Genomic DNA, 21,495 nt, shown 5'->3' on the forward strand with positions numbered 1-21,495 from the left:
AATGCTTACCCATTTGCCGCCATCACAGTCTGACCATCACGCAGGCTTTGAATACCTTCGGTGATTAACTGCTCGCCCTCACGCAAAGCACCAGACACCAGCAATCGACCTTTCAAACGCTGCTTAATCTGCACTTCAATTCGTTCGGCTTTGTTTTCTCTTGCCACCCACACATAAGCACCATTGGCCCCCCATGACAGTGCGACTTCAGGAATCACCGCATGGCTGTCCCCTTCAATATGCAGCGCCACGCGAAAACTCATACCCGGCAGGAAATTATCCTGGGTATTGTCAATGATGGCGCGCACGCCAATAGTGCGGCTGGCACTATCAACACGTGAATCTATCTGGACAATGCGGGCCGGAATCTCCTGCTCCTGGTTCTGCCACGGCCTGAGGTTTAATGTTGCGCCTGATTGCAACAGCCCCAGTGCTGCTTCAGGGGCGCGGAAATTAACAAACAACTGTGTGCGGTTATCGATGCTGGTAATGGCAGTCTGTAAGTTAATCCGGTCACCCACTTCCACATCAGTAAGACCTAACACACCGTCAAAAGGCGCGATCACCTGGCGATCCTGCAACTCGGTATTGGCCTCATCAAGCTGGACTTTAGCCAGGTCGCGCTGGGTTACCGCGTCATCCAGTTCACTTTGCGCAATCGCGCCACGTTTACGGTTCTCTTGCAAACGCACAACCGTGCGCTCGGCATCGGCCAGCAGAATTTTTGCACGCTCAACTGCGACTTTCTGACGCCGGGCATCCAGTTCCAGCAGCAGTTGCCCTTTAACCACCCGATCACCCGGCTGAAAATGGACGGCAACCACCCTGTCAGCTACCGCGGGATAGAGCACCACCGACTGCAATGCTTCTGTTGTGCCAACCGCTTCCACCCGGCTGCTTTGCCGTTCAAACTCTAAGGTGCTGGTCAACACTTTAGCGGGTCTGGCAGCAGGTCCTGCCTGCGCCGATACCCCTGCACTGAAAATGCCACACAGCAACATTAAACACCCGCACACCGCAGCAGGCATAAACAACTTCATAGGATGTCCTTGAGATATACCATGCCCGCCATCTGCGGCGGGCAAAAATTTTAATTTCATCAATGGGGTACGAACTATAAAGCAAGTCTGATCAAACATATCCCTGACTTCGACAGACTGCTGAGACAAAGCGCTTAAATAGCGAGAGTTAACCTGATGCGGCTGTTTTTGTCATGGCCTTGACGCAATCTTTACAATTCAATCAATGTCAGGCCAACACCACATACACCACCAAGGTTACGATAACGGCTACCATAATATTCAGTACCAGGCCTTCCCGGGCCATAGTGCGGATCGACACTTTGTCGGTACTGTAAACGATGGCGTTGGGCGCAGTAGCAACCGGCAACATAAAGGCACAACTGGCGCTAATGGCGGCCGGAATCATCAGTAGTTTAGGATCAACTCCTGCAGCCACCCCGGCCGTGGCCAGTATCGGCATCAATAAGGTTGCTGTGGCCGTATTGGAGGTGATCTCGGTTAGGAAGGTCACAAACAGACACAACACCAGAATTAGCAGCAAAACCGGCAGATTTGATAAGCCACCCAGCCAACTGCCCATGGCCGCACTCAAACCTGATGCATCAAAGGCTTTAGCGATACAAATTCCGCCCGCAAACAGCAGCAGCATGCCCCAGGGAATATCGTTGGCGGTCTGCCAATCCAGCAGTTTTTCCCCGGCTTGTTTACCTGTAGGGGTCAAAAACATGGCCACTACCCCAGCCAGGGCGATGGTGCTGTCGCCAACTGATTCAAGCCCAAACCAGGCAGTCCAGTAAGGCCTGAAGATCCATGCCAGAGCCACAATGGCGAAAACGTAAAGTACCCGCTTCTCGCCGCTGTCCCATCGACCCGCAGCAGGAAGTTGAAGGTTATCCAGCTTTCCCAGTCCTCTTGTCAGCCACAATGCCATCAGCGGTATGGCGATTAACACAATGGGTAAGCCAAAGGCCATCCAGTCTAAAAAACTCACCTCTTGTCCCTGGCTTTGGCTATATACACTCATAAAAATAATATTGGGTGGCGTGCCAATAGGTGTGCCTACACCACCAAGACTGGCCGAATAGGCAATCCCCAGCAAAATAGCAGCAGACAGGCGTGCATCCTCAACCCGCTTTAACACCGCCAGGGCGATGGGCAGCAACATTAAGGTCGTCGCGGTATTGGATATCCACATAGACAGCAGAGCTGCCGTCAGCATAAAACCGAGCACCAGGCGCCTGGCGCTTTGTGCACCGGTCAGACTGACCATGTAAAAGGCAAATCGACTGTGAACATTAGATTTTTCCAGGGCCTTGGACAGCATAAAAGCCCCCATCAGCAGAATAATCACATGACTGCCCAGCGACGAGGCCGCCTGCTGATGACTCAGCACCCCGGTTAACGGAAAAGCCGCAAAAGGAATTAAAGAAGTAGCTGGAATCGGCAAGGCTTCGGTGATCCAGTAAAAGGCCGTCAGCAAGGTAATGCTGGCAGTCCACACAATGGGTAACGGCAATCCCTGTTGGAACAAAAAAAGCCACAACAATGTGGCAAGGCCCGGCCCGCTGAAGAGTAGTAATGTTTTAACCGGCATGCAGACTTTCCACCATCCTGTTGGCTGATTGCCATTGTGCTTTGCGCTGCAAGGCGGTCATATCAGATGCAGGCCCTTTTTGTAAGGCCTGCAGCCGTTCGCTGGCCTGATAAGTGGATGGCAAAGCATCCAGCACCTGAATCGCGCCATCACGATGCCCACACACCTGCACCATATCGCAGCCCGCATCCATGGCCTGTCTGGCCCTGTCACCAAACTCTTTGACGGATTTAGCAGCCATTACTGACAAGTTGCCGGAAAACACCACACCGTCAAAATCCAGCTCCTTACGCAGAATGTCACGCAGCCAGCGCCGGGAAAAACAGGCAGGCAGCTTGTCTACTGCGGGATATGTCACATGAGCAGGCATAACCGCATCCAGCAGCCCTTGTTCATGCAGGGCTTTAAACACCCGCATATCATGATTGCGAATTTCCGCTTCGCTGCGTTTATCCACTGGCTGCTCAGCATCCTGAACGTAGCCCAGGCCGGGAAAATGCTTACCTACGGTTTTCATACCCGCCTGATGTACGCCTTTAGCAAAGTGACCAGCCAGTTCAATCACATGCTGAGACTTGCTGTGAAAAGCCCGGTCCGCCACCAACGGGGAATGGCCATGAATATCCAGAACCGGCCCAAAACACAAATCAATATCCAGGGCCAGCAGCTCGGCGGCCAGCAACCAGCCAAGTTGTTGCGCCAGTTCGCAGGCTTTGTCCAGATGACCTTCTGCACTTCGATACAGCGATGCCATGGCTGGCAGTGGACTGAGACCAGATTTCAAAACTTGTTTATTACCGCCTTCCTGCTCCAGACCTACCAGTATCTTATTGCGCGCATGTTGACGAACCTGCTGAATTAACTCCGCAAGCTGCTTTAGATCATAAATATTCCGACCGGTTAGCATCAAACCACCAACCAGTGGGTGGTCGATGATTTCTTTTTCTTCGGCGCTCAGTTCATGACCGGCCAAATCGAGCATCAGGGGCCCCATGGCATTCCTCTTTGCCTAAACCAGGCCATCACTTTAAATAAATGTAAATAAAAGGCAATGCTCAGGGCAAAGTCTGTACCCAGGCTTGCGGCGCTTCAAATTGCAATCCCAGACAGAATCCTTCCTCTTCTTCGCGATGATTACGCACTTTGGCAGTGTGGGTAGCCCCCTGACTTTGCGGGCAATCAATCACAAGCTTCAGCACTTGTTGCTGCCATTCGTGCACATCCGGTTCCTGCGGCAACACCAGTCTGCAGCCACCTTCGGAAATATCAATAATCTGTCCAACATAAGAATGCTCACCTATGCTGGCCGTGGCTGGCAAATTCACTTCGCTACGCGCGGTATCGCGCAGACTGCGCCTAAACACCTCTTTGGGAAAGGCCAGAAATATCAGGTGATCAGGGTGTCGAATCAGTTGCAGTATCTCGGCCTTAAAAGCAAATATCTCACCCAATGTCTCTTCCACCAGATAACGGCAGACCACCATCATACCGGTAGTCTGCTCGCCGACAGGCCAGTTGTTTGGATCGTAACGAAGGGCAATATAGCGGCCAATACGCAGGCCCATTAGCTCGGCATGATAACGACGCTTCTGCAGCTCCAGTAACTGAATATCAACCCTGACACCAAATTTCAGGTGATCTATCCAATATTCCTGTTCCGCCTTATCAGTATCCTGCTGCTCACCTGCCATAATAGGTCCCCATTGCTTTATGCCGCTTTGGTTTTGGCGAAAAGAGACGGCATGTCTGCGATGTTAAAAGGATGAAGCACTTCCCTGAGGGCGTTGTATCTTGCTTTAAAGATTAAGTTAAATCCGGCCCCTGAAGTAAGTAAAGAGCAGTCAGACTAAGTTGTCCAAGTCCGGTTGTTGCTCGTCGAACTGTATGCCAACCGTTAAAAAGCCATCCTGCATCTTGGAATTACGCACCATACCGCTGACCTCTTTTTTTATGCCTTTTTCCTGCCAGTCAATACAAACCAGAATAGGCAACAAATTTACCTTTCGCCCGGTATGAGAAGCATCAAACTGGAAACGACAACCATCGCCGGACACATCGATTAACACGCCATCAAATGCGGCGCCTGTCGTTTGATTACTGCGTAATGCGATGCTGGCGGGGATTTTCAGACTTAGTCTTTTGCTGGCGCGCAACGGCCTGCGATGTATTTCATTGGGGAAGGCAATAAACAGTAACTTGTCGGGCCTGCGTAAGGTGTTAACGATTTCACTTTTAAAGGCAAAACATTCGCCAAGACTGTCTTCCACCAAAAAGCGACACACGGCTATCAGACCGGTACAGTTCATACTTTGCGGCAACACAAACTCATCAAAGCGAATAATCAGATAGCGCCCAAAGCGATACCCTACCAACTCGCTCTGAAAACGGCTGTCGTATTGATCCAGCAGTTGAACATCAATACGGGTGCCGTTGTGGACATGGCTTAGCCATTCCTTGTCCTGCTCAGAGCAGGCCTGAATGATAACTTTCTGCAATCTGGACACCCTGCTGGCTGATGTGCATTGAGAACTTGTACAAGGGTGTCACCAAGAAGTGACACAATTGTTAAGTTATAGCAGGATTTACAGCAGAACAAGAGGCGTTAGGAATTTTTTATTTCCAGGGCTGTTTATCTTTCAAATATATTTTTGTTCAAAAGGTCAACACGCTCTATCCACCTACCAGGGAAGCTCATCACCATTGGCATGCCAGAAGCATCCTGAGTTTTCCAGGTTCAAATCATCAATCCGTTGTATCAAGCGCTGCGCAGAGACCTGTGCCGATACATCACCACCAAAATTAACCATTTGCGTTTGCACATAACCAGGGTGAAGCAGCGCTACGGCAATACCACGGCAAGCTAAATCCCTGGCCATTGACACACCGGCGGCATTTAAGGCAGCCTTTGACATTCGGTAGCCGTAATACCCACCGGAACCGTTATCGGCCATGGAGCCCATGCGACTGGTGATCATGGCAATCTTACTGCCTTTTTGCATATGTACCGCCAGCATTTGACTGACCAGCAACGGCCCAAGGGCGTTGACACGAAACTGATGTTCAACACTGGCAGGATCCGGCAGGTCGAAGCACTCGTTGCCCAGCACTCCAGCATTATTGATCAAGATATCAACCTGCACATTGGCGAGCGGTTTGAGGGCATCTGCCAGATTGGCAACATCGGCCACATCCACCCCTTCCAGCACCTCTGCACCACTTTGTTGCAGCTCCTGGCTTGCTCGTCGGCACAAGCCATACACCTTATCACCACGCTGTATATATTGCTGAACCAGTGCCAGACCTATGCCCCGGCCCGCCCCGGTAATCACAACCGTTGCCATCGTTTTCTCCTTTAGCGTTTTAGCTGGCTGAGTACCCTGGCCAGGTCATCGGGCGTATCAATGCCCGTTAGGGGTGTCTGTACCGCCACATCCACATGAATTTTTTCGCCGTGCCAAAGCACCCTGAGTTGTTCAAGGGATTCAATCTGTTCCAGACCGGATGGGGTCATGTTCACATATTGTTTAATAAAGCCAGCACGATAAGCGTAGATGCCAATATGCCTTAAGTAGTAATCGCCTATTTCGTCAATGCTATCAGCATCCAGAAAACGCGCTCTGTCGTAAGGAATAGTGGCACGGCTGAAATACAGTGCATAACCCAGCTTGTCGGTCACGACCTTGACCACATTGGGATTAAACAGCTCTTCCACGTCACTTAAACGCACGGCCAGTGTGGCCATTTCAGCCTGCCGGTGTAAATTCAGATTTTCCGCGACTTGCTGAATATTGGCAGCGGGAATAAAAGGCTCATCGCCTTGCACATTCACCACTATCTCATCACTGTCCAGCGCCAGTAAATCTACCACCTCCGCCAGGCGCTCGGTGCCGGATTCATGCTGCCTGCCAGTCATACAAACCTGGCCGTCAAAACCCTCCACCACCTCGGCAATTCGCTCGTCATCTGTGGCCACCACCACGCGACTGGCCCCGGATTCCTGTGCGCGTTCCACCACATGCTGGATCATGGGTTTGCCATAAATATCCACTAAGGGTTTGCCAGGAAAACGCGTGGACGCGTAACGGGCCGGAATGATGCAGGTGAATTTCATTTTGTCAGCCCTTAATGCTTTCCAGCTCATCCAGACTGAGACTTCTGGCTTCGTTTTCCAGCATCACCGGAATATTGTCGCGAACAGGATACGCCAGGCGATCAAAACGACACACCAGCTCAGCGGCTTCAGCCTGATAGAGCAGCTTTCCCTTACATACCGGGCAAGCCAGAATGTCCAGTAACTTCTTGTCAAATGCCATGGATTTTTTCCAGCAGTTGTTGTTTAAATTGTTCGGTTAACTTAGCACTTACCGGCAGATACCACCATTGCGAGCGGGCAAAGTCCCGGCACTTGACGGCATCTTTCTCGGTCATCAGCACTAAATCATCGGGAATATCCCCATCCCGGAATGGGTGGTGGTCAGCAAACACCAGTTTCTGCTTAAGCCTGACCTGACGACTGTCCAGCAGCTTGAAAAAACGCTCCGGGTTACCAATCCCCGCCAATGCAATGGCAGGCTTTCTCAGCTCGCTGATAGACTGGGTCTGGCTGGGATATTTAACATTGACCAGTTGGCCCGACTCCAGCGACATCAAATGCTCACCGGCCTTGGCTACCCCGCCATTGACCACCACAAAATCCACCGTCTTTTGTCGCCAGGCCCCTTCACGCAGTGGCCCCATGGGCAGCAGATAACCGTTGCCATGTCGGCGCTGACCATCCATCACCAGAATTTCAATGTCCCTGGCCAAGCGGTAATGTTGCAAACCGTCATCACACACAATGATATTGCACTTATGTTCATCGATAAGATAACGGGCACCACGCACCCTGTCCGGATCGACCACCAACGGGCAGCCCAGATGGTGGCGCATCATAACCGGCTCGTCGCCCACCACCCGAGGGTCACTGTTGACCGCTACGCTATAAGGGTAATAGGGTGCCTTGCCACCATAACCGCGGCTCACCACTCCAGGGTGAAAACCTTGCTGTTTTAACAACTGGCACAGGCGAATCACCATCGGGGTTTTACCATTGCCCCCTACCGAGATATTGCCCACCACAATCACCGGTGCATCGACCCTGATGCTGCGCTTAATAGCCAGGCGAAACAACAAGCGACGGCAGGCTGAGATTAGCCAGAACAGCAAAGTTAGTGGTAACAACAGCCAGATAAGAGGATCGGGCCGGTACCAGCGTTTCTCCAGCCAGCTCACGATACCGCTATCCCTTCCTTGAATTGTAATTTATGCAATTGCGCATAGGCCCCGTCTTTGGCCAGCAGGGTTTGATGGTCGCCCTGCTCCAGGATACGCCCCTGATCAATCACCAGGATCTGGTCGGCGTTTTCTATGGTGGATAACCGATGCGCCACCACAATGCTGGTGCGGTCTTTCTGCAGCTTATCCAGCGCATCCTGAATCAGACGCTCAGACTCGGTATCCAGTGCAGAGGTGGCTTCATCCAGAATCAAGATGGGGGCATCACGCAAAATCGCCCGGGCAATGGCGATACGCTGCCGCTGACCACCAGACAGCATCAGGCCATTTTCACCAATATTGGTATCCAGACCTTCAGGTAGCTGTTCCACAAATTCCATCACATGGGCAATACGCGCGGCCTCTTCAATCTGAGTCCGGCTCACTGAATCTTCCGCGCCATAGGCAATATTATTGGCAATACTGTCGTTAAACAGCGTGACATGCTGGGACACCAGAGCAAACTGACGACGCAGATCCTTAAGGCCAATATCATTCAGCTCATGCCCATCCAGACTGATGCCGCCCTGTTCCACCCGGTAAAAACGGGTCAACAAACTGGAAATGGTCGACTTACCGCTGCCGGAACGCCCCACCAGAGCCAGGCTCTGCCCCGGTGCCACATGAAAGCTGATGTTTTTCAGGGCATTGTTGCTTTTACCCGGATAGGCAAAGTCGACCTTATCAAAAGCAATCTCACCTCTGGCCCGACCCAGACGGACCTTGCCGCTATCCTGCTCGCGCAGTTCATCCAGCACTTCAAATACACTGCTGCAAGCGGCCATCCCGCGCTGAAATTCGGCATTGACAGTGGTCAGCTGTTTAAGGGGCTTCAGCAGCATGGTCATACTGACCACGACAGAGGTAAATACCCCTGCCGTCAGACTTTCAATCATACCTGGGGTACTGGCCAGATACAGCACCACCGCCAGGGCGACGGAGGCAATAATCTGAATCGTGGATTCACTTAACAGGCGGGACACCACCAGCTTCATATTTTGCTGGCGGTTATGGTTGTTGCTTTCGGCAAAGCGCTCTTCTTCGAGTTTCTGGCCGCCGAACATCAGTACTACCTTATGGCCCTTGATCACCTGCTCTACCACATTGGTCAGGCTGCCCATGGCCTTTTGGATATTGCGGCTGACCAGGCGAAACCTTTTGCTTACCACCGACACAATCACCGCCACCACCGGGCCAATCAAAAGGAATATCAGCGACAGCTGCCAGGAGTGATAAAACATGATCCCCAGCAGGTAGACCACCAGCGCACCTTCCCGCACCAGGGTTAACATTGCTTTGCCCGAAGCATTAGCCACCTGCTCGGTGTCATAGATAACTTTGGAGATCATCTGCCCGGAAGAATGCTGGTCGTGATAAGAGACAGGTAAATGAATGTACTGGTTAAACAGCTGCTGACGCATGCGCATCACCACCTGATTACCCACCCAGGACAAACTGTAGCTTCCCATAAAGTTAAATAAGCCACGCAGAATAAACAGCGGCAGCACCAGATAGGCCGCCATACGCAGATAATCCACATTGCCCTTCACCAGGCTTTCGTCGATAAGCGGCTGCATCTGGAAAATCACAAAGGCATCCACGGCCGAATAGCCAATCATACCAATAATGGCCATCACAAAGGCCAGCTTAAATTCGCGCAGGTAACGAAGAAAGCGCGGAAAGACCGAAGCGCTGATTTTTCGACTCATGACAGTGGTCAGGGTATCCGTTTAACGCCCGCTTCAACCGGGCCCAATCGGACTATTGTAACCGCCAGGCAATAATTCCCCAACTATCAATAGGTTTTTGCCTAAAATTCGGTCACCCACATCATTTGGGCTGCTCCATATACCAAGGGTTTAAGCCGTTGGAGCGCAATCCTTCCGCCTCAATCCGGCCATTGTCAATCCGAAACCTTAGTTGCCCGGACGCTGAACTCAAATACAGCTTGGCACCCGCATCGGTATAACGTTGTTGAACCTGCTGTTTGGGAAAACCCCAACGATTCAGGTAGGCCTGGCTGAACACCACATATTCTGGATTAACGGCGGCAATAAATTCACTGGAAGACGAGGTGGCACTGCCATGATGGGGCGCGATCAGAATCTGTGCCGAAAGTGTGTTTCTGGCCACCAACTCGCGCTCTACAGCTGCTTCAATATCGCCCGGCAACAGCACAGTGACTTGTCCGTCGGTTATCTTAACCACGCAGGAAAGATTATTCTGGCTGCCCTGTGAATCCGCCAAAGGCCAAAGCACTTGCAGCCTCAGACCTTGCCAGACCGTCTGCCAGGGATAGCGACATCGGCCCAGATTTGACAGTAACTGCTCAACATAAATCTGTTCAAGCAACAGCGTTGTGCCACCGGCATGATCGTTATCCTGGTGACTGACCAACAAATAATCCAGTTGTGTTATCCCAAGCGCTCGCAGCATGGGCAATATTTGCCCCTCGGCGGCACTGTAACCAGAAGCATAAGCGGGCCCGGTATCATACAAAAGTGCCCGTCCATGCCGGTGTACTAATACCGCCAGGCCCTGGCCCACATCCACCACTTCGATACGCCAGGATAGATCCCGCGATGGCAAAAACGCCGATAACAGTGGCAATAACAACACAAAACCAAAGGCGCGATTCACCAATCCTTTAGGTAATAGCAGCCAGATCATAGCCAATGCGAAACACAGCCAAATCCACAACGACAAATGCGGCACCGCAAATGCACTTTGACTTAAGGCATCAAACCTCAAAAGCGCAGACAGCCCATACTCAAGCAGTCGGTCTGCCCAACTGAACAGCCATTGTCCCCAGTCATGCTGCAGCGCCAGGGCCAACAACGCAAGCAGACATAAAGGCAGCAACAACATGGTTACAAAGGGCACTGCTAACAAATTCACCAGCGGCGAGACCTGTGACACCAAACCGAATTGCCAGGCCACCAGTGGCAACATTAATAAGCTCAGAGCCAGTTGCATCCGCACCAGTGCCGAGATAAAGGTCATGACAGAAAAACCACGACCTGCTGGCCAGCGCCAGAATACCAAGTAGATAATCAGAACGGCGGCGAAGCTCAGCCAGAAGCTTAAGGTCAGCAAACTAAGGGGAAACAGTAAAATAAACAAAGCCAGACACACCAGCAACAACCGCCTGGGCCGCCAGTGCAGTTGCAGGTTCAGCAGCAGCACGAACATTGCCAGCATCAGCCAGGCCCTGGCCGTCGGCAGACTGAATCCGGCCAGGGCGGCATAGCCAAAAGCCACCAATAATGCGCCGGATAACGCCAGTTTATGCAGATTACAGTGCGGATAAAATCGCCCCAGTACAGGCCCAAGAAAAATCACCAACAGACCATAACTGAAGCTGGACACCATCCCCAGGTGCAACCCCGATATAGCAATAAGGTGAGCAATCCCTGTGCGCTGCACCAACTGCCAGTCGTGCGTTTCCAACCAGCCCCGGTAACCCAAACTCAGTGCCGCCAGCCAGGCGCTGTGCTGTAAGTCCAATGTGGCAAATTCATCCAGCCAGGTCTGACGAACACTTTGACCTTGTTCCAGTAACAGGTTTTGTTCTGAGCGCACTACGTAGCCGGTCGCCCGAATGCTGTGGGCAAACAGCCATTGCTGATAGTTAAAACCGCCCAGATTAAGGCTGCCATGGGGCGGTTTTAACTTAACCGCTAAACGCACCCTTTGCCCTTGTTTAACGGGCCAATCCGGCTTTCGCCAGACCAGGCGTACTTTTACGTTTTGCCAAACCGGCTGATGATCAAATTCGCTTACATTAAGATTGAAGCGCTGCACAGACTGCTGATGCAACAGGCTTTCCACCTGCCCCTCCAACACCACCACTTGTCGGATCTTCGAATCCGGGAGTTGCCAGGCTAGCTGCCAATGGCCTACACTCGCCATCCAAACCAATCCGGTCAACAGGCCAGACAGGATAAAATGGCGTTGATAGCCAAGCGCCAGAGCGCCAAACAGCAGCGCTGGCAACAGGTAGATTGAAGGCAGCACAGGCAGTAATAGACAAAGCGCTGCAGCTGTCATAAAACTGAAAAGCCAACCATCCATAGTAATGCCGCCTGATAGTCCGGATTCGCTAAATTAAGGCACCCGTAACATAGGTGCCCATGCGGCGCAGGGATGCACCGCCAGAATCAAACAACAGCCAGTTTGATTTTGTCAGCCAGAAGCCGCATTTTTCTGGCAACGCCACGAAACGGTACGGAATCCGTTTCAGGGAGAAACTAATCAGAGATGTTTATGCCGAAGAAATTTATAAAGCGCTTTTTACCTGATCATCAGTCTATTAAAGACCAAAAAGCCCTGAAAGTTTTCGGCACTTTGCTGCACGATGCCAACCTTTGGCATCTCAATCGTAAATCGGCTTCCGGTGCCTTTGGCCTGGGCTTGTTTTTTGCTTTTTGGCCAGTCCCTTTTCAGATGTGGTTATCAGCGGCCTGCGCCATTCCGTTGCGGGTCAATTTACCACTGTCCGTCGCCACTGTCTGGATCACGAACCCCTTCACCATGCCCCCGATATTCTACGGCGCTTATCTTGTCGGCGTATGGGTACTTGGTCAGCCACCTCAGGCGTTTACCTTTCAACTAAGTTGGGATTGGGTAGTACAGAGCCTGGAAACCATCGGTCCGGCCTTTTTAGTGGGGTGCGGGATTTGCGCCGTGGTATTTGGCCTGGCCGGTTATTTCGGCATGAACCTGCTATGGCGCTATTCCGTGCGCAAAGCCTGGCAAAAACGTCAGCAGCGCCATCTTAACCGCATGACCCACAGACTTTAACAGTAGACCAAATCAGTCGGCTTCGCTTGTGCTGATTTTCAGCCTGTCGGCCAGACCAGAGCCGCGCTGGCAGTGACTGGTCAACGCGGCCTTGAGTTGCGATTCCGGGGCGAATAAGCTGACTTTCTGTTTAGCCCTGGTTACCCCGGTATACAGTAACTCCCGGCTGACAAGGCTAGAGGCCCCATCCGGCAGACAAATCAAGGCATGTTTAAATTCCGAGCCCTGGCTTTTATGTATGGTCATGGCATAGAGTTTCTGCCAGGCCGGAACACGACTGGGCAGCACAGCCCGAAGCTCACCATCGGCCTGCATAAACCATACTTTCAGTAAACCATCCTGATCCGCCAGGCAGATGCCCATATCGCCATTGAAGAGTTTAACCTGGTAATCATTCTGGCTGACCATTAACGGGCAACCAGGGTACAGTTCCTGGGTCGGCTTAACCCAGCCGCGGCGGGTCAGTTCCAGTTCAATTCTGGCGTTAAATTGCTCGGTCCCCCAAAGCCCCTGACGCGTGGCACATAACAGCTGCTGGCGCATCAGCGCGGTGAATGCGCCCCGCACATCGCCTGTCTCAACAGCAGTAAAGTAGTCTTGTAAGAGTCTGCATACCAGTTCCACCACCTGGCCCTGAGTAGGTTTGGCGTACCAGTCAACCTCGCCGCTGGTTTCGCTTTGCAGGCAAGCCAGCATCCGTCGCATATCTGCACTATTAATAGCCTGCGCTAATTGCCCGACGCCGCTGGCGCTGCTGAATCTATGGCTTTTTCTCAGCATCACCAAATTGTTTTGAAGCAGACTGGTCGGTTTACCATTGGCTGTCAGATTTGCCCCGGTCAGGGCATTAAGTAATGCGGTTGTATCAGCATCGTACTGGCCACTTTCATCCAACCAGTCGGTTTCGGACAGGCTCTGGCAAATATCCCCCAAAACCGAACCCACCTCCACCGAGGCCAGTTGCTGGCGATCGCCCAGCAGCACCAACCTGGCATGACCTGGCAACGCGGCCAGCAGCTTAGCCATAAGTGGCAAATCCACCATGGACGCCTCATCCAGAATCAGCATATCCAGCGCCAGCGGATTATCCACATGGTGACGAAACGCGGCCTTGCCGGGCTGAAACCCCAGCAGTCGGTGCAAGGTGGCAGCTTGTGTTGGTAAATGGGCGGCCAGCTCGTCAGTTAGCCTTGATTTGGCCTGCAAAATTGACTCTGCCAGTCGGGCTGCGGCCTTTCCGGTTGGCGCGGCCAGCACAATTCTGAGAGGGGTTAACCCCGCAGCAAGATTTAACCCCTGCACTAACGCCATCAACTTGGTGACCGTAGTGGTCTTGCCCGTTCCCGGGCCACCTGTAATCACACATAGCCTGCGGGTGGCGGCCAGCGCCACCGCCAGTTTCTGCCAGTCGCGCGGCTCTGAAGTGTCGGAAAATAACTGCTCCAGCTGAGCTTTGCAGCCTTGAGTATCCAGCCTGATCTGTCCCTGCGCCAGTTGCTTGAGGCTTTGGCCCAGTGCATATTCATACCACCAATAACGCTGCAGATACACGCCCTGCCCATCCAGCACCAAAGGCCTAGCAGCCGCCACAGCATTGTTTGCCACCAGATGCACCGTGGCAGCCTGACTCAGCAGTTCCTGCACCTGTGACACAAACAGCATAGGTAAGGGTTGATCCAGCATCGGCACACACAAGTTATACAGGCGGGTTAACTCGTCCAGCCTGACACACACATGCTGACTGGCCAGTTGCTGACTGACAATTGCGGCAAACACCCCCAGTTGGCGAGCAAACTGATCACCAGATGCGGCTTCCCGGGTGGCAATAAAGTCGCCCAGCCCCACATCCAAGCCGGTAAAAGACACAGGAAGCTGTTCTGCCGCCAGTAAAGGCTTCAGGTAAGAACGGCTGTCTAGCATAGGCTTAATTGCTCCATCTGGCCGCCGCTGGTGCTTTCGCCGCTAAATAAGGCATCCAGCGCCTCAATCATGGCTTTGTCTGGCCTTAACTGAAAAATTCCCCGTCCAGGGTGAGACGGGCTGATACCGCGCAAAAACCAGTAACAGGTGCCGCCCACATGCTGGTCATAGTCGTAATGCTGTAAGCGGCTTTGCAGCCAGCGGTGCAGTGCCAGACTGTACAGTACCGCTTGCAAGTAATAATCATGCTCGGCCATGGCTTGCGCCATATTACTGTGCTGATAATCCCCGAAATCAGCCCCGAGGTAGTTGGACTTATAGTCGGCGACATAAAGTTTGCCGCGATGAACAAAGATAAGATCGACAAACCCCTTGAGCATGCCATTTAAACTGTCAAAGTCGTAACGGGCCTGCATAAACGGCATATATTGGTTGAGTATCCGGTTGAACTTATGCGCCTGTACCTGATGCAAAGGCAGGTGAAACTCCAGCTCCACCTTGGCCTGGCGTATGTCCAGCAAGCGCAGCGGTTCATCAGCCAGAATGGGGGCATTGACGACATCCCATAGCCATTCCTGCAGTACATCAAACCACTGACTTTCAATGGCAAATAGCGATGCCTGTTCTTCGATACAACGCGCCAGTAATTCCCGGTTCATCTCTCCCTGAGCGGCCGTTTCCGCAGACATCAGTATTTCCAATACGCCATGCAGGAATGAACCGGCCCTGGCGCCGCGGGTAAAGGCAAATCGGTCTAAACCGGGCGGATTGACAGACACAACAGCAGGTGTGACGCCTTCATCCTGCCCAGGCCCAGGCAGATGGTCCTGTTGTAAGCTGATAGCCGAGTAGCTGGTCAGTCGCCAGGTCTGTCGCAAGCTCCTGCCCAGGCGAGCACATTCCAGTGGTTGTAACTCGGCGACCGGGATTTGACCGGGCTGAATGTCCTGCTCAGTAATTGGCTTATAGTGGATGTGCTGGCTATCGGCCAGATGTTGCAAGGCGGTTTGCAGTGTTCCTTCCTGCACCTCAGCACCGGGGCCCAGCAACAGCGCACCCAGTGCCGTGCCGCTGATAGCCCGGTTGCGGCTCTGCCCGCCAGCCGTGGTGTCAAACACCCCAACACTGCACCAATGCTCGGCCCGGGTTAGGGCTACATATAGCAGGCGAATATCTTCTGCCAGCTTCTCTGTTGCAGCCCGGGCCAGATTCTCTTGGCGGCCCAGAAAGTCTACCCACAGTTTGCGTTCATCGTCGTGATAAAGAGGATCTACACGTTTTTGATAGCGACAGGCAAAGGGCATAAACACCAGCGGATACTCCAACCCTTTGGCGGCATGCATGGTCACGATCTGCACCAGATTGTCGTCGGTTTCCAAACGCAGTTGCTGACCTTCATGATTGTCATCTGGCTCGCTCAAGCACTGCGCAAACCAATGTACAAGCTGACTTTCACCTTGCACTTCCAGACTGTGTTGCTGCAACAGCTCAAACAGGTGGCGCAGGTCGGTGATACGCCGCAAATGGTCGGCAAAACGCCGCTGAACAGAGGCCATCAGGCTTAGCTGCTGTTGCATCTGCGCCAGCGCACTGGCAATACCCTGACGTTGCCAGAGCCGCTGCCAATGGAAAAACTGCCCCAGCAGTTCCTGCCAGCGACTATCATCGGCCAGCCAGGTTTCAAACTCCAGCGCGCTCAATCCGACCAGTTCGGTGAGCATGGCGGCTTTCACTTTGGCTTCGTCGCCGGGATTTTGCATGGCTTGCAGTAGCAGCAACAGATCAGCGGCAATCTGGGTGGCAAACACACTTTTCCGTACCAGAAACACCGAAGCAATATTCAGTTTCGCCAGTGCATCGCGCATTAATTGTGCTTCGAACCTATCGCGCACCAGCACCGCGCAATCTTTAGGTTTTACCGGGCTTTGTACCTGCCCATGGCATAACAGGGCCCGGCCTTGCTGGCCCCAGGCCAGCCAGGCGGCAATTTGCCCGGAAAAATGTTCGGCCAGCGGCCCTTGTACGGCCGAAAAGCCCTGTGGCGAGGCACAATTCAGGTATTCAAAGGCCAGTCCCGCCACCCCTTTACCATCTAACAGTAACTGCTTATTGGATTGTCCGGCCTTGACCGGTAAAAACGGAATATCCTGGTTATACAAGAAGCCCTGCGGGCTTTGCATAAACAGCTTATTGATGGCTTCCACCATCACAGGCTCTGATCGCCAGTTAGTCTCCAAAGTGAAACAGCGAGACTCGCCCACCTCTCGCTTGGCGCCGATATAGGTAAAAATATCCGCCCCGCGAAAAGCGTAAATGGCCTGCTTCGGGTCACCAATCATAATCAGGCAGTCATGGCTTGTGGGCGGATACAGGCGATTAAAAATGCCATACTGCACGGCATCGGTATCCTGAAATTCGTCAATCATGGCCGCCGGATAGGCCTGCCGTACTGCGCTGATCAGAGCGTCGGCCTGCGCTCCATTTAAGGCATTGGCCAGTTGGCTGAGTAAATCATCGGGGCTGAGCTGATTGGCGCTATCTTTACTTATCGCCAGTTTGCTGCGCAGGCTGTCAATGGCTTCCAGGTAAAGGGTAACTTTAAGGCCTTCCACCAGCTGAGTGTGCAAACGTTGCAGTTGCTCAAAACGGGCAAAATCCAGATCAGACAGATCCGGGCTGGCCTTACTTAATGCCTTAGCCACCTTTTCCGGTAGAAAGTCCTCAAAACTGCCGCCCTGTGGCAAAAACAGCTCTGCACTTTGACAGAATGCTTCCATTTGAGTCAGCAATTCGCCCTTACCCAGACGGGTTCGCTTATTCAGATTAGCTTGCCAAAGACGTTCGAATACCTGATTTTCAAGCCACCAGCTTTTGCTGTCGGCCAATAACCATTGATACTGCTGCAGTAATTCTTCCAGCGGCGCGGCTTTATCCTGACAGGCAAAATCCTGGTTGAGTAAACCTCGCACCTGGCGCAGCAGCGCCATCGGCTCGGACCACAGTTTCAGGCTGAGTTCCAGCAACGGCGCCGGAAGTCTCAATATTCTGGCTCGCCAGAAATCCTTAATGGCCTGATGCAGATGGCTTGACTCATCCAGAATCAATTCCTGTTGATAACGACTGCCACTTTCAAAAGCATGGCGGGTCAGTACCCGCTGACAAAAGCCGTGGATGGTAAACACCGCCGCTTCATCCATTTGCCTGAGTGCCAGTTGCAGACGCCTGCAGGCTAATTCCCGTTGTTCCTCGCTACATATCAGGTCTTGGAGCACGGCTTCGTCAGTCTGGCCGACTAGCACATCATGATGAGCCTTGGTCAACATAGTACGCAGGCGGCTTTTCAGTTCCGCAGTGGCAGCATTGGTAAAAGTGACGACCAGTATTTTGTCCACCGACAAGGGCTCGCAGCCGAGCCCCAGCAGCAGGCGCAGATACAGGCGCACTATGGTAAAGGTTTTGCCGGTCCCGGCACTGGCTTCAATCAGGGATTGGCCAGTCAGCGGAAAGGAAGGAATGTGTAGGGGCCTCATACCTGACTCCATTGATACAGGGGCCCCAACAAGGATTCACTGATCCGGATAAATTCCTGCTGATGGGGGGCAAGATCGGGCCAAATGCGGGCCACATGCACATCCTGCCCTTCTCCTTTGGCAAAGTCGTTGCCTGAAAAACTTTTCAGCACTTTGTCCCAGTCGCCTTTATCCAGCCACAACCAGGCACACTCGGGTAACAGCAGTAAAGGCTGATTGTGTCCATCGCACCAGGCCTGGATGTAGATATTCAAGGCGGCAACTGCCTGGTCGCGCGGCATGCCGTTTAGCATAAAGGGCTCGGATTCAGTGCCGACAAATACCGCCTGATTGAGTTTTACCCCCTGAGCGCACAGCAGCAGCAAACGCAACCACAATTGCAGCTTGTCTTTGGCACGAACCTTACCTGAGCGCCACAGCACCAGTTGTTCGCCATACAGATGATCCTGCCAGCCACTGATGTCCACCCCCTGAATTGTCAGTTGCAATATTTCACGCCGGGCACACAAGTCACGACGATAGGTCAGCAAGCTATCCCGGATAGATTCGGCCTGTTGCTGCAGTTGCTCAAGGGCCAGCACCCCGGCGTGACCGCCAGGTAGCACACCTTCGCCATGTAAACGCGCGGTCAGAACTTCTTTGTCTGTTACAGACGCCGTATTGTCAACCAGTCTTGCCAGCAACTGATAACGGTCCAGACTGCTGAGGAAAAAGGGTTCATCTTCTTCCAGTCTGTTGTCCTGATAAGCAAACCTGGCCTGCCAGCGCAATTGGAAAAAGCCCCTGGCCGGTTGGATGAAAAAGCCAATAAGTTCTTCAACACCAATACTACTTTGCGCAGGTAGATAGGGTAACTCGCCGACAATAAAGGGTTCGGCCTCGTTGTGATGCCCCGTTGCCAGGGCCAGCCACTGAGGCTCAAAACTCAGCGGATGTCTGGCGTCAAAGTAATCCGGGTGAAAAGGTTGTAAATGCTGAACCCGGGTCAGGCTGTCGCTCAGTGGCCCGCCGTCGGCGCGGCAATACACCAGTTGGCAATAATCCACGAGTTCACTTAGCAGCACACAAGGCACCAGGGGCTGGTTGTCTTTGGCACTGCGGCCCTGATAACTGATATACAGCTGCTGACGCGCCGACAACAGCGCTTCAAGAAACAGATATTTATCGTCCAAACGACGGGACCGATCACCTTTTCGGGGAGCAGACTGCTGCATCAGATCAAAGCCCAGCGGGGTAACCTGGCGGGGATAATCAGCATCATTCATGCCCAGCAAACACACCAGTTTAAAGGGCACACTGCGCATTGGCATCAGGGTACAAAAATTCACGCTACCGGCCAAAAAGCGCTGCCCAACGCCAGACTCCTGCAACTGCTGCTCCAGAGCCTGACAAAACACCCGCTGCTCGATATCGCCCTGATATTGATGCTGGTGTCGGCTAAGTGCATTCAGTGCATTTCTTAAGCCCTGCAAATACTGTTCGTCATGGTCATCGGCCAGATACATTCGCTCAATGTGCTCAAGCGCCCAAGCGGTTCTGCTCTGCAAGGGCATTGGTGTCTGACAGAATACCAGCCAGTCACACAACTGCTGAACAAATAACAGCAGCTTACCCAGCACCTGGCTGGATTGGCCTTCCAGCTCCGCATAAGGCGCAATAAAGGCACCTGGGGTCTGGTCTGAGCCAGCATACAGCTCAGTTTGCATGGCATAGCCAGCAATCAGGCGCTTTAGTCCGAACAGCCAGGTATTTTGTTCATCCTCGGGCAAATGCCAGCGACGCTTGTCCTTGCCATCCAATCCCCAGCGTATCCCGGCATCCTGCAGATAATGACGCAGTTGATTGAACTGTGCCTCACTGAGTTCAAAACGGCGTAGCACCGCCGGTACTTCCAGAATATCCAACACTTCGGCCAGACCAAGCCGCGACAACTGTAATTTGTTCAAGCTGACAAAACTGCCCAGCAGCGGCGATTCCTGGGCCAGACTGCGGTCTGAGATAGCATAGGAAATGGCCAGCTCTTGTCTGTGTCCGCCAAATACACCGTGGATCAATGCCGCATAATCGGCCACGTCCGGCATCATCACAATCACATCACCGGGATGACAGTCGGCATGCCGTTTAAAAAAGCCCAGCAGATGGTCATGCAGCACTTCCAGTTCACGCAATCTGGAGTGACAGCTGCTTAATACCAGGCTGTCATCGTTATCGGCAATCACAATTTTGGGCAAGCTGGGGGCCTGATCCAGCAGCGCCTCGGCCGACAACGGCAGCATACTCCCCCGCTGAGTCAGATTCAGAATTTCATGCTGAATATGTTCGAGCAGATTCTGTGGCGGCACATCCACAAATAAATCATGCTGCTGCGGCCCCTGTTCCAGCAGCATATCCTGGAAATCCTGACCTTGTTTTCCCCAGGACGCCAGCAGGGGGTTACCCACTTCCAGATAATCGGCCAGCTCATCGCCAGCCTGCGCTTTGAGTAACTCAGCACGGGCTTTGCGTTTTTCATCCACCAGATCTCCCCAGTAGTGCTGACTGGGGTTAAACCAAAAGATCACCACCTCAATCTGTTTGGCCAGGGCGCCGAGGATTTCAAGCTGCTGAACCGGCAAGGCGGAAATACCAAATACCAGTAATCTAGGCGGCAAAACGTCACGGCAATCCTTGTCACTCAGGCATTCCAACAAGCGCTGATGCAAATTGCCCCGGTGCCATGGCGACTCCTGCAGCACCTCGGTATACCGTTTTAATTCACGCCAAAGCTGTGCCTGCCAGGCTTGCTGCGGCTCAGCCAGCGTATCAACCTGCTGCCCCTGCTCCCAGGCCAATAGCCAGTCAGGGCGATATACCAGATACTGGTCAAACAAATCGGCGATTTTCTGGCACAGTTGGAACAGCTTTAACTCCTGTCCGGCCTCAGACACCTTTAAGTAACTGGCCACGGCACTAAAGTTGGGGTCATCACACAATGACGGCAGAATCGCCATCAGCTTCCAGCACATATTATCTTTGCTGAACGCCGACTCCTGCGGTAATTCAGGTAATAACCGCAAATAAAGCTGATTCCAGATAAAACTGGACGGTAGTGGAAAAGTCAGATTAGCGGCAATCCCTAGCGATTCGGCCACCTGCAGTTTCAGCCACTGGGCCATACCCGGACTTTGCACCCAAATGGGCTGCGGCTCGAATAACTGCTCAATATCGCCCTGATCTTCAGCCAGATACTGGCAAAGCTGCGCCGCCAGCACTTCCATTTTATTTGATTGAACAAGATGCAGCATAAGTGGTTGTTTTTTTCTTCCTGCGCCAA

At 52.7% G+C, this 21,495-nt stretch carries 15 protein-coding genes; 1 reads left to right on the forward strand and 14 read right to left on the reverse strand.

Annotated elements, in window-relative coordinates:
- Positions 1–5: 5 nt before the first annotated feature.
- The 11 genes from CSR04_RS07080 to CSR04_RS07130 all read right to left on the reverse strand — a co-directional run bounded on the left by CSR04_RS07080 (position 6) and on the right by CSR04_RS07130 (position 12,003).
- The gene (locus tag CSR04_RS07080; protein WP_245921444.1) at positions 6–1,040 is read right to left on the reverse strand and encodes an efflux RND transporter periplasmic adaptor subunit; all 1,035 of its coding nucleotides are present in this window, start codon (positions 1,038–1,040) and stop codon (positions 6–8) included.
- 208 nt (positions 1,041–1,248) lie between these two features.
- Positions 1,249–2,616, reverse strand: a complete 1,368-nt coding sequence (locus tag CSR04_RS07085; protein ID WP_102795579.1) for an SLC13 family permease — start codon at positions 2,614–2,616, stop codon at positions 1,249–1,251.
- On the reverse strand, positions 2,606–3,598 hold the full coding sequence (nagZ, locus tag CSR04_RS07090) for a beta-N-acetylhexosaminidase (protein WP_102795959.1): 993 nt from the start codon (positions 3,596–3,598) through the stop codon (positions 2,606–2,608). The genes CSR04_RS07085 and nagZ overlap by 11 nt, the downstream gene beginning before the upstream one ends.
- A gap of 73 nt (positions 3,599–3,671) precedes the next feature.
- Entirely contained in the window at positions 3,672–4,307 is a 636-nt protein-coding gene (locus CSR04_RS07095; protein WP_102795580.1) for a PilZ domain-containing protein, read from the reverse strand.
- Positions 4,308–4,457: 150 nt separating this feature from the next.
- A complete protein-coding gene (locus CSR04_RS07100; protein WP_102795960.1) occupies positions 4,458–5,111 on the reverse strand; it encodes a PilZ domain-containing protein in 654 nt (217 codons plus the stop codon).
- Positions 5,112–5,294: 183 nt separating this feature from the next.
- Positions 5,295–5,957 (reverse strand): SDR family oxidoreductase, encoded by a 663-nt coding sequence (locus tag CSR04_RS07105; RefSeq protein WP_102795581.1) that lies wholly within the window; start codon positions 5,955–5,957, stop codon positions 5,295–5,297.
- A gap of 11 nt (positions 5,958–5,968) precedes the next feature.
- Entirely contained in the window at positions 5,969–6,727 is a 759-nt protein-coding gene (gene kdsB, locus CSR04_RS07110) for a 3-deoxy-manno-octulosonate cytidylyltransferase (RefSeq protein ID WP_102795582.1), read from the reverse strand.
- 4 nt (positions 6,728–6,731) lie between these two features.
- Positions 6,732–6,929, reverse strand: coding sequence for a Trm112 family protein (locus tag CSR04_RS07115; RefSeq protein ID WP_102795583.1), 198 nt, complete (start codon positions 6,927–6,929; stop codon positions 6,732–6,734).
- A complete protein-coding gene (lpxK, locus tag CSR04_RS07120; RefSeq protein ID WP_102795584.1) occupies positions 6,919–7,890 on the reverse strand; it encodes a tetraacyldisaccharide 4'-kinase in 972 nt (323 codons plus the stop codon). Before lpxK ends, CSR04_RS07115 begins: the two co-directional genes overlap by 11 nt.
- On the reverse strand, positions 7,884–9,638 hold the full coding sequence (gene msbA / locus CSR04_RS07125; RefSeq protein ID WP_102795585.1) for a lipid A export permease/ATP-binding protein MsbA: 1,755 nt from the start codon (positions 9,636–9,638) through the stop codon (positions 7,884–7,886). The genes lpxK and msbA overlap by 7 nt, the downstream gene beginning before the upstream one ends.
- Positions 9,639–9,759: 121 nt before the next feature.
- Positions 9,760–12,003 carry a DNA internalization-related competence protein ComEC/Rec2 gene (locus CSR04_RS07130; RefSeq protein WP_102795586.1) on the reverse strand — a complete coding sequence of 748 codons (2,244 nt, stop codon included), beginning with the start codon at positions 12,001–12,003 and terminating at the stop codon, positions 9,760–9,762.
- Between the two features lie 192 nt (positions 12,004–12,195).
- Between CSR04_RS07130 and CSR04_RS07135 the strand changes: the two genes are divergently transcribed.
- Positions 12,196–12,732: a DUF2062 domain-containing protein gene (locus CSR04_RS07135; protein ID WP_102795961.1), complete on the forward strand. Its 537-nt coding sequence runs from the start codon at positions 12,196–12,198 to the stop codon at positions 12,730–12,732.
- A 12-nt stretch (positions 12,733–12,744) separates the two neighbouring features.
- Here CSR04_RS07135 and recD read toward each other — a convergent pair whose 3' ends face one another.
- Genes recD through recC form a run of 3 tightly spaced genes read right to left on the reverse strand, consistent with a single transcriptional unit; the run spans position 12,745 to position 21,466 of the window.
- Entirely contained in the window at positions 12,745–14,652 is a 1,908-nt protein-coding gene (gene recD / locus CSR04_RS07140; protein ID WP_102795587.1) for an exodeoxyribonuclease V subunit alpha, read from the reverse strand.
- Positions 14,646–18,182, reverse strand: a complete 3,537-nt coding sequence (gene recB / locus CSR04_RS07145; RefSeq protein ID WP_172449271.1) for an exodeoxyribonuclease V subunit beta — start codon at positions 18,180–18,182, stop codon at positions 14,646–14,648. The genes recD and recB overlap by 7 nt, the downstream gene beginning before the upstream one ends.
- Complete coding sequence (recC, locus tag CSR04_RS07150) at positions 18,179–21,466, reverse strand: exodeoxyribonuclease V subunit gamma (protein WP_102795589.1); 3,288 nt, start codon at positions 21,464–21,466, stop codon at positions 18,179–18,181. Before recC ends, recB begins: the two co-directional genes overlap by 4 nt.
- Between the last annotated feature and the right edge of the window lie 29 nt (positions 21,467–21,495).

It is taken from the genome of Bowmanella denitrificans (assembly GCF_002887595.1).
GTDB lineage: Bacteria > Pseudomonadota > Gammaproteobacteria > Enterobacterales > Alteromonadaceae > Bowmanella > Bowmanella denitrificans.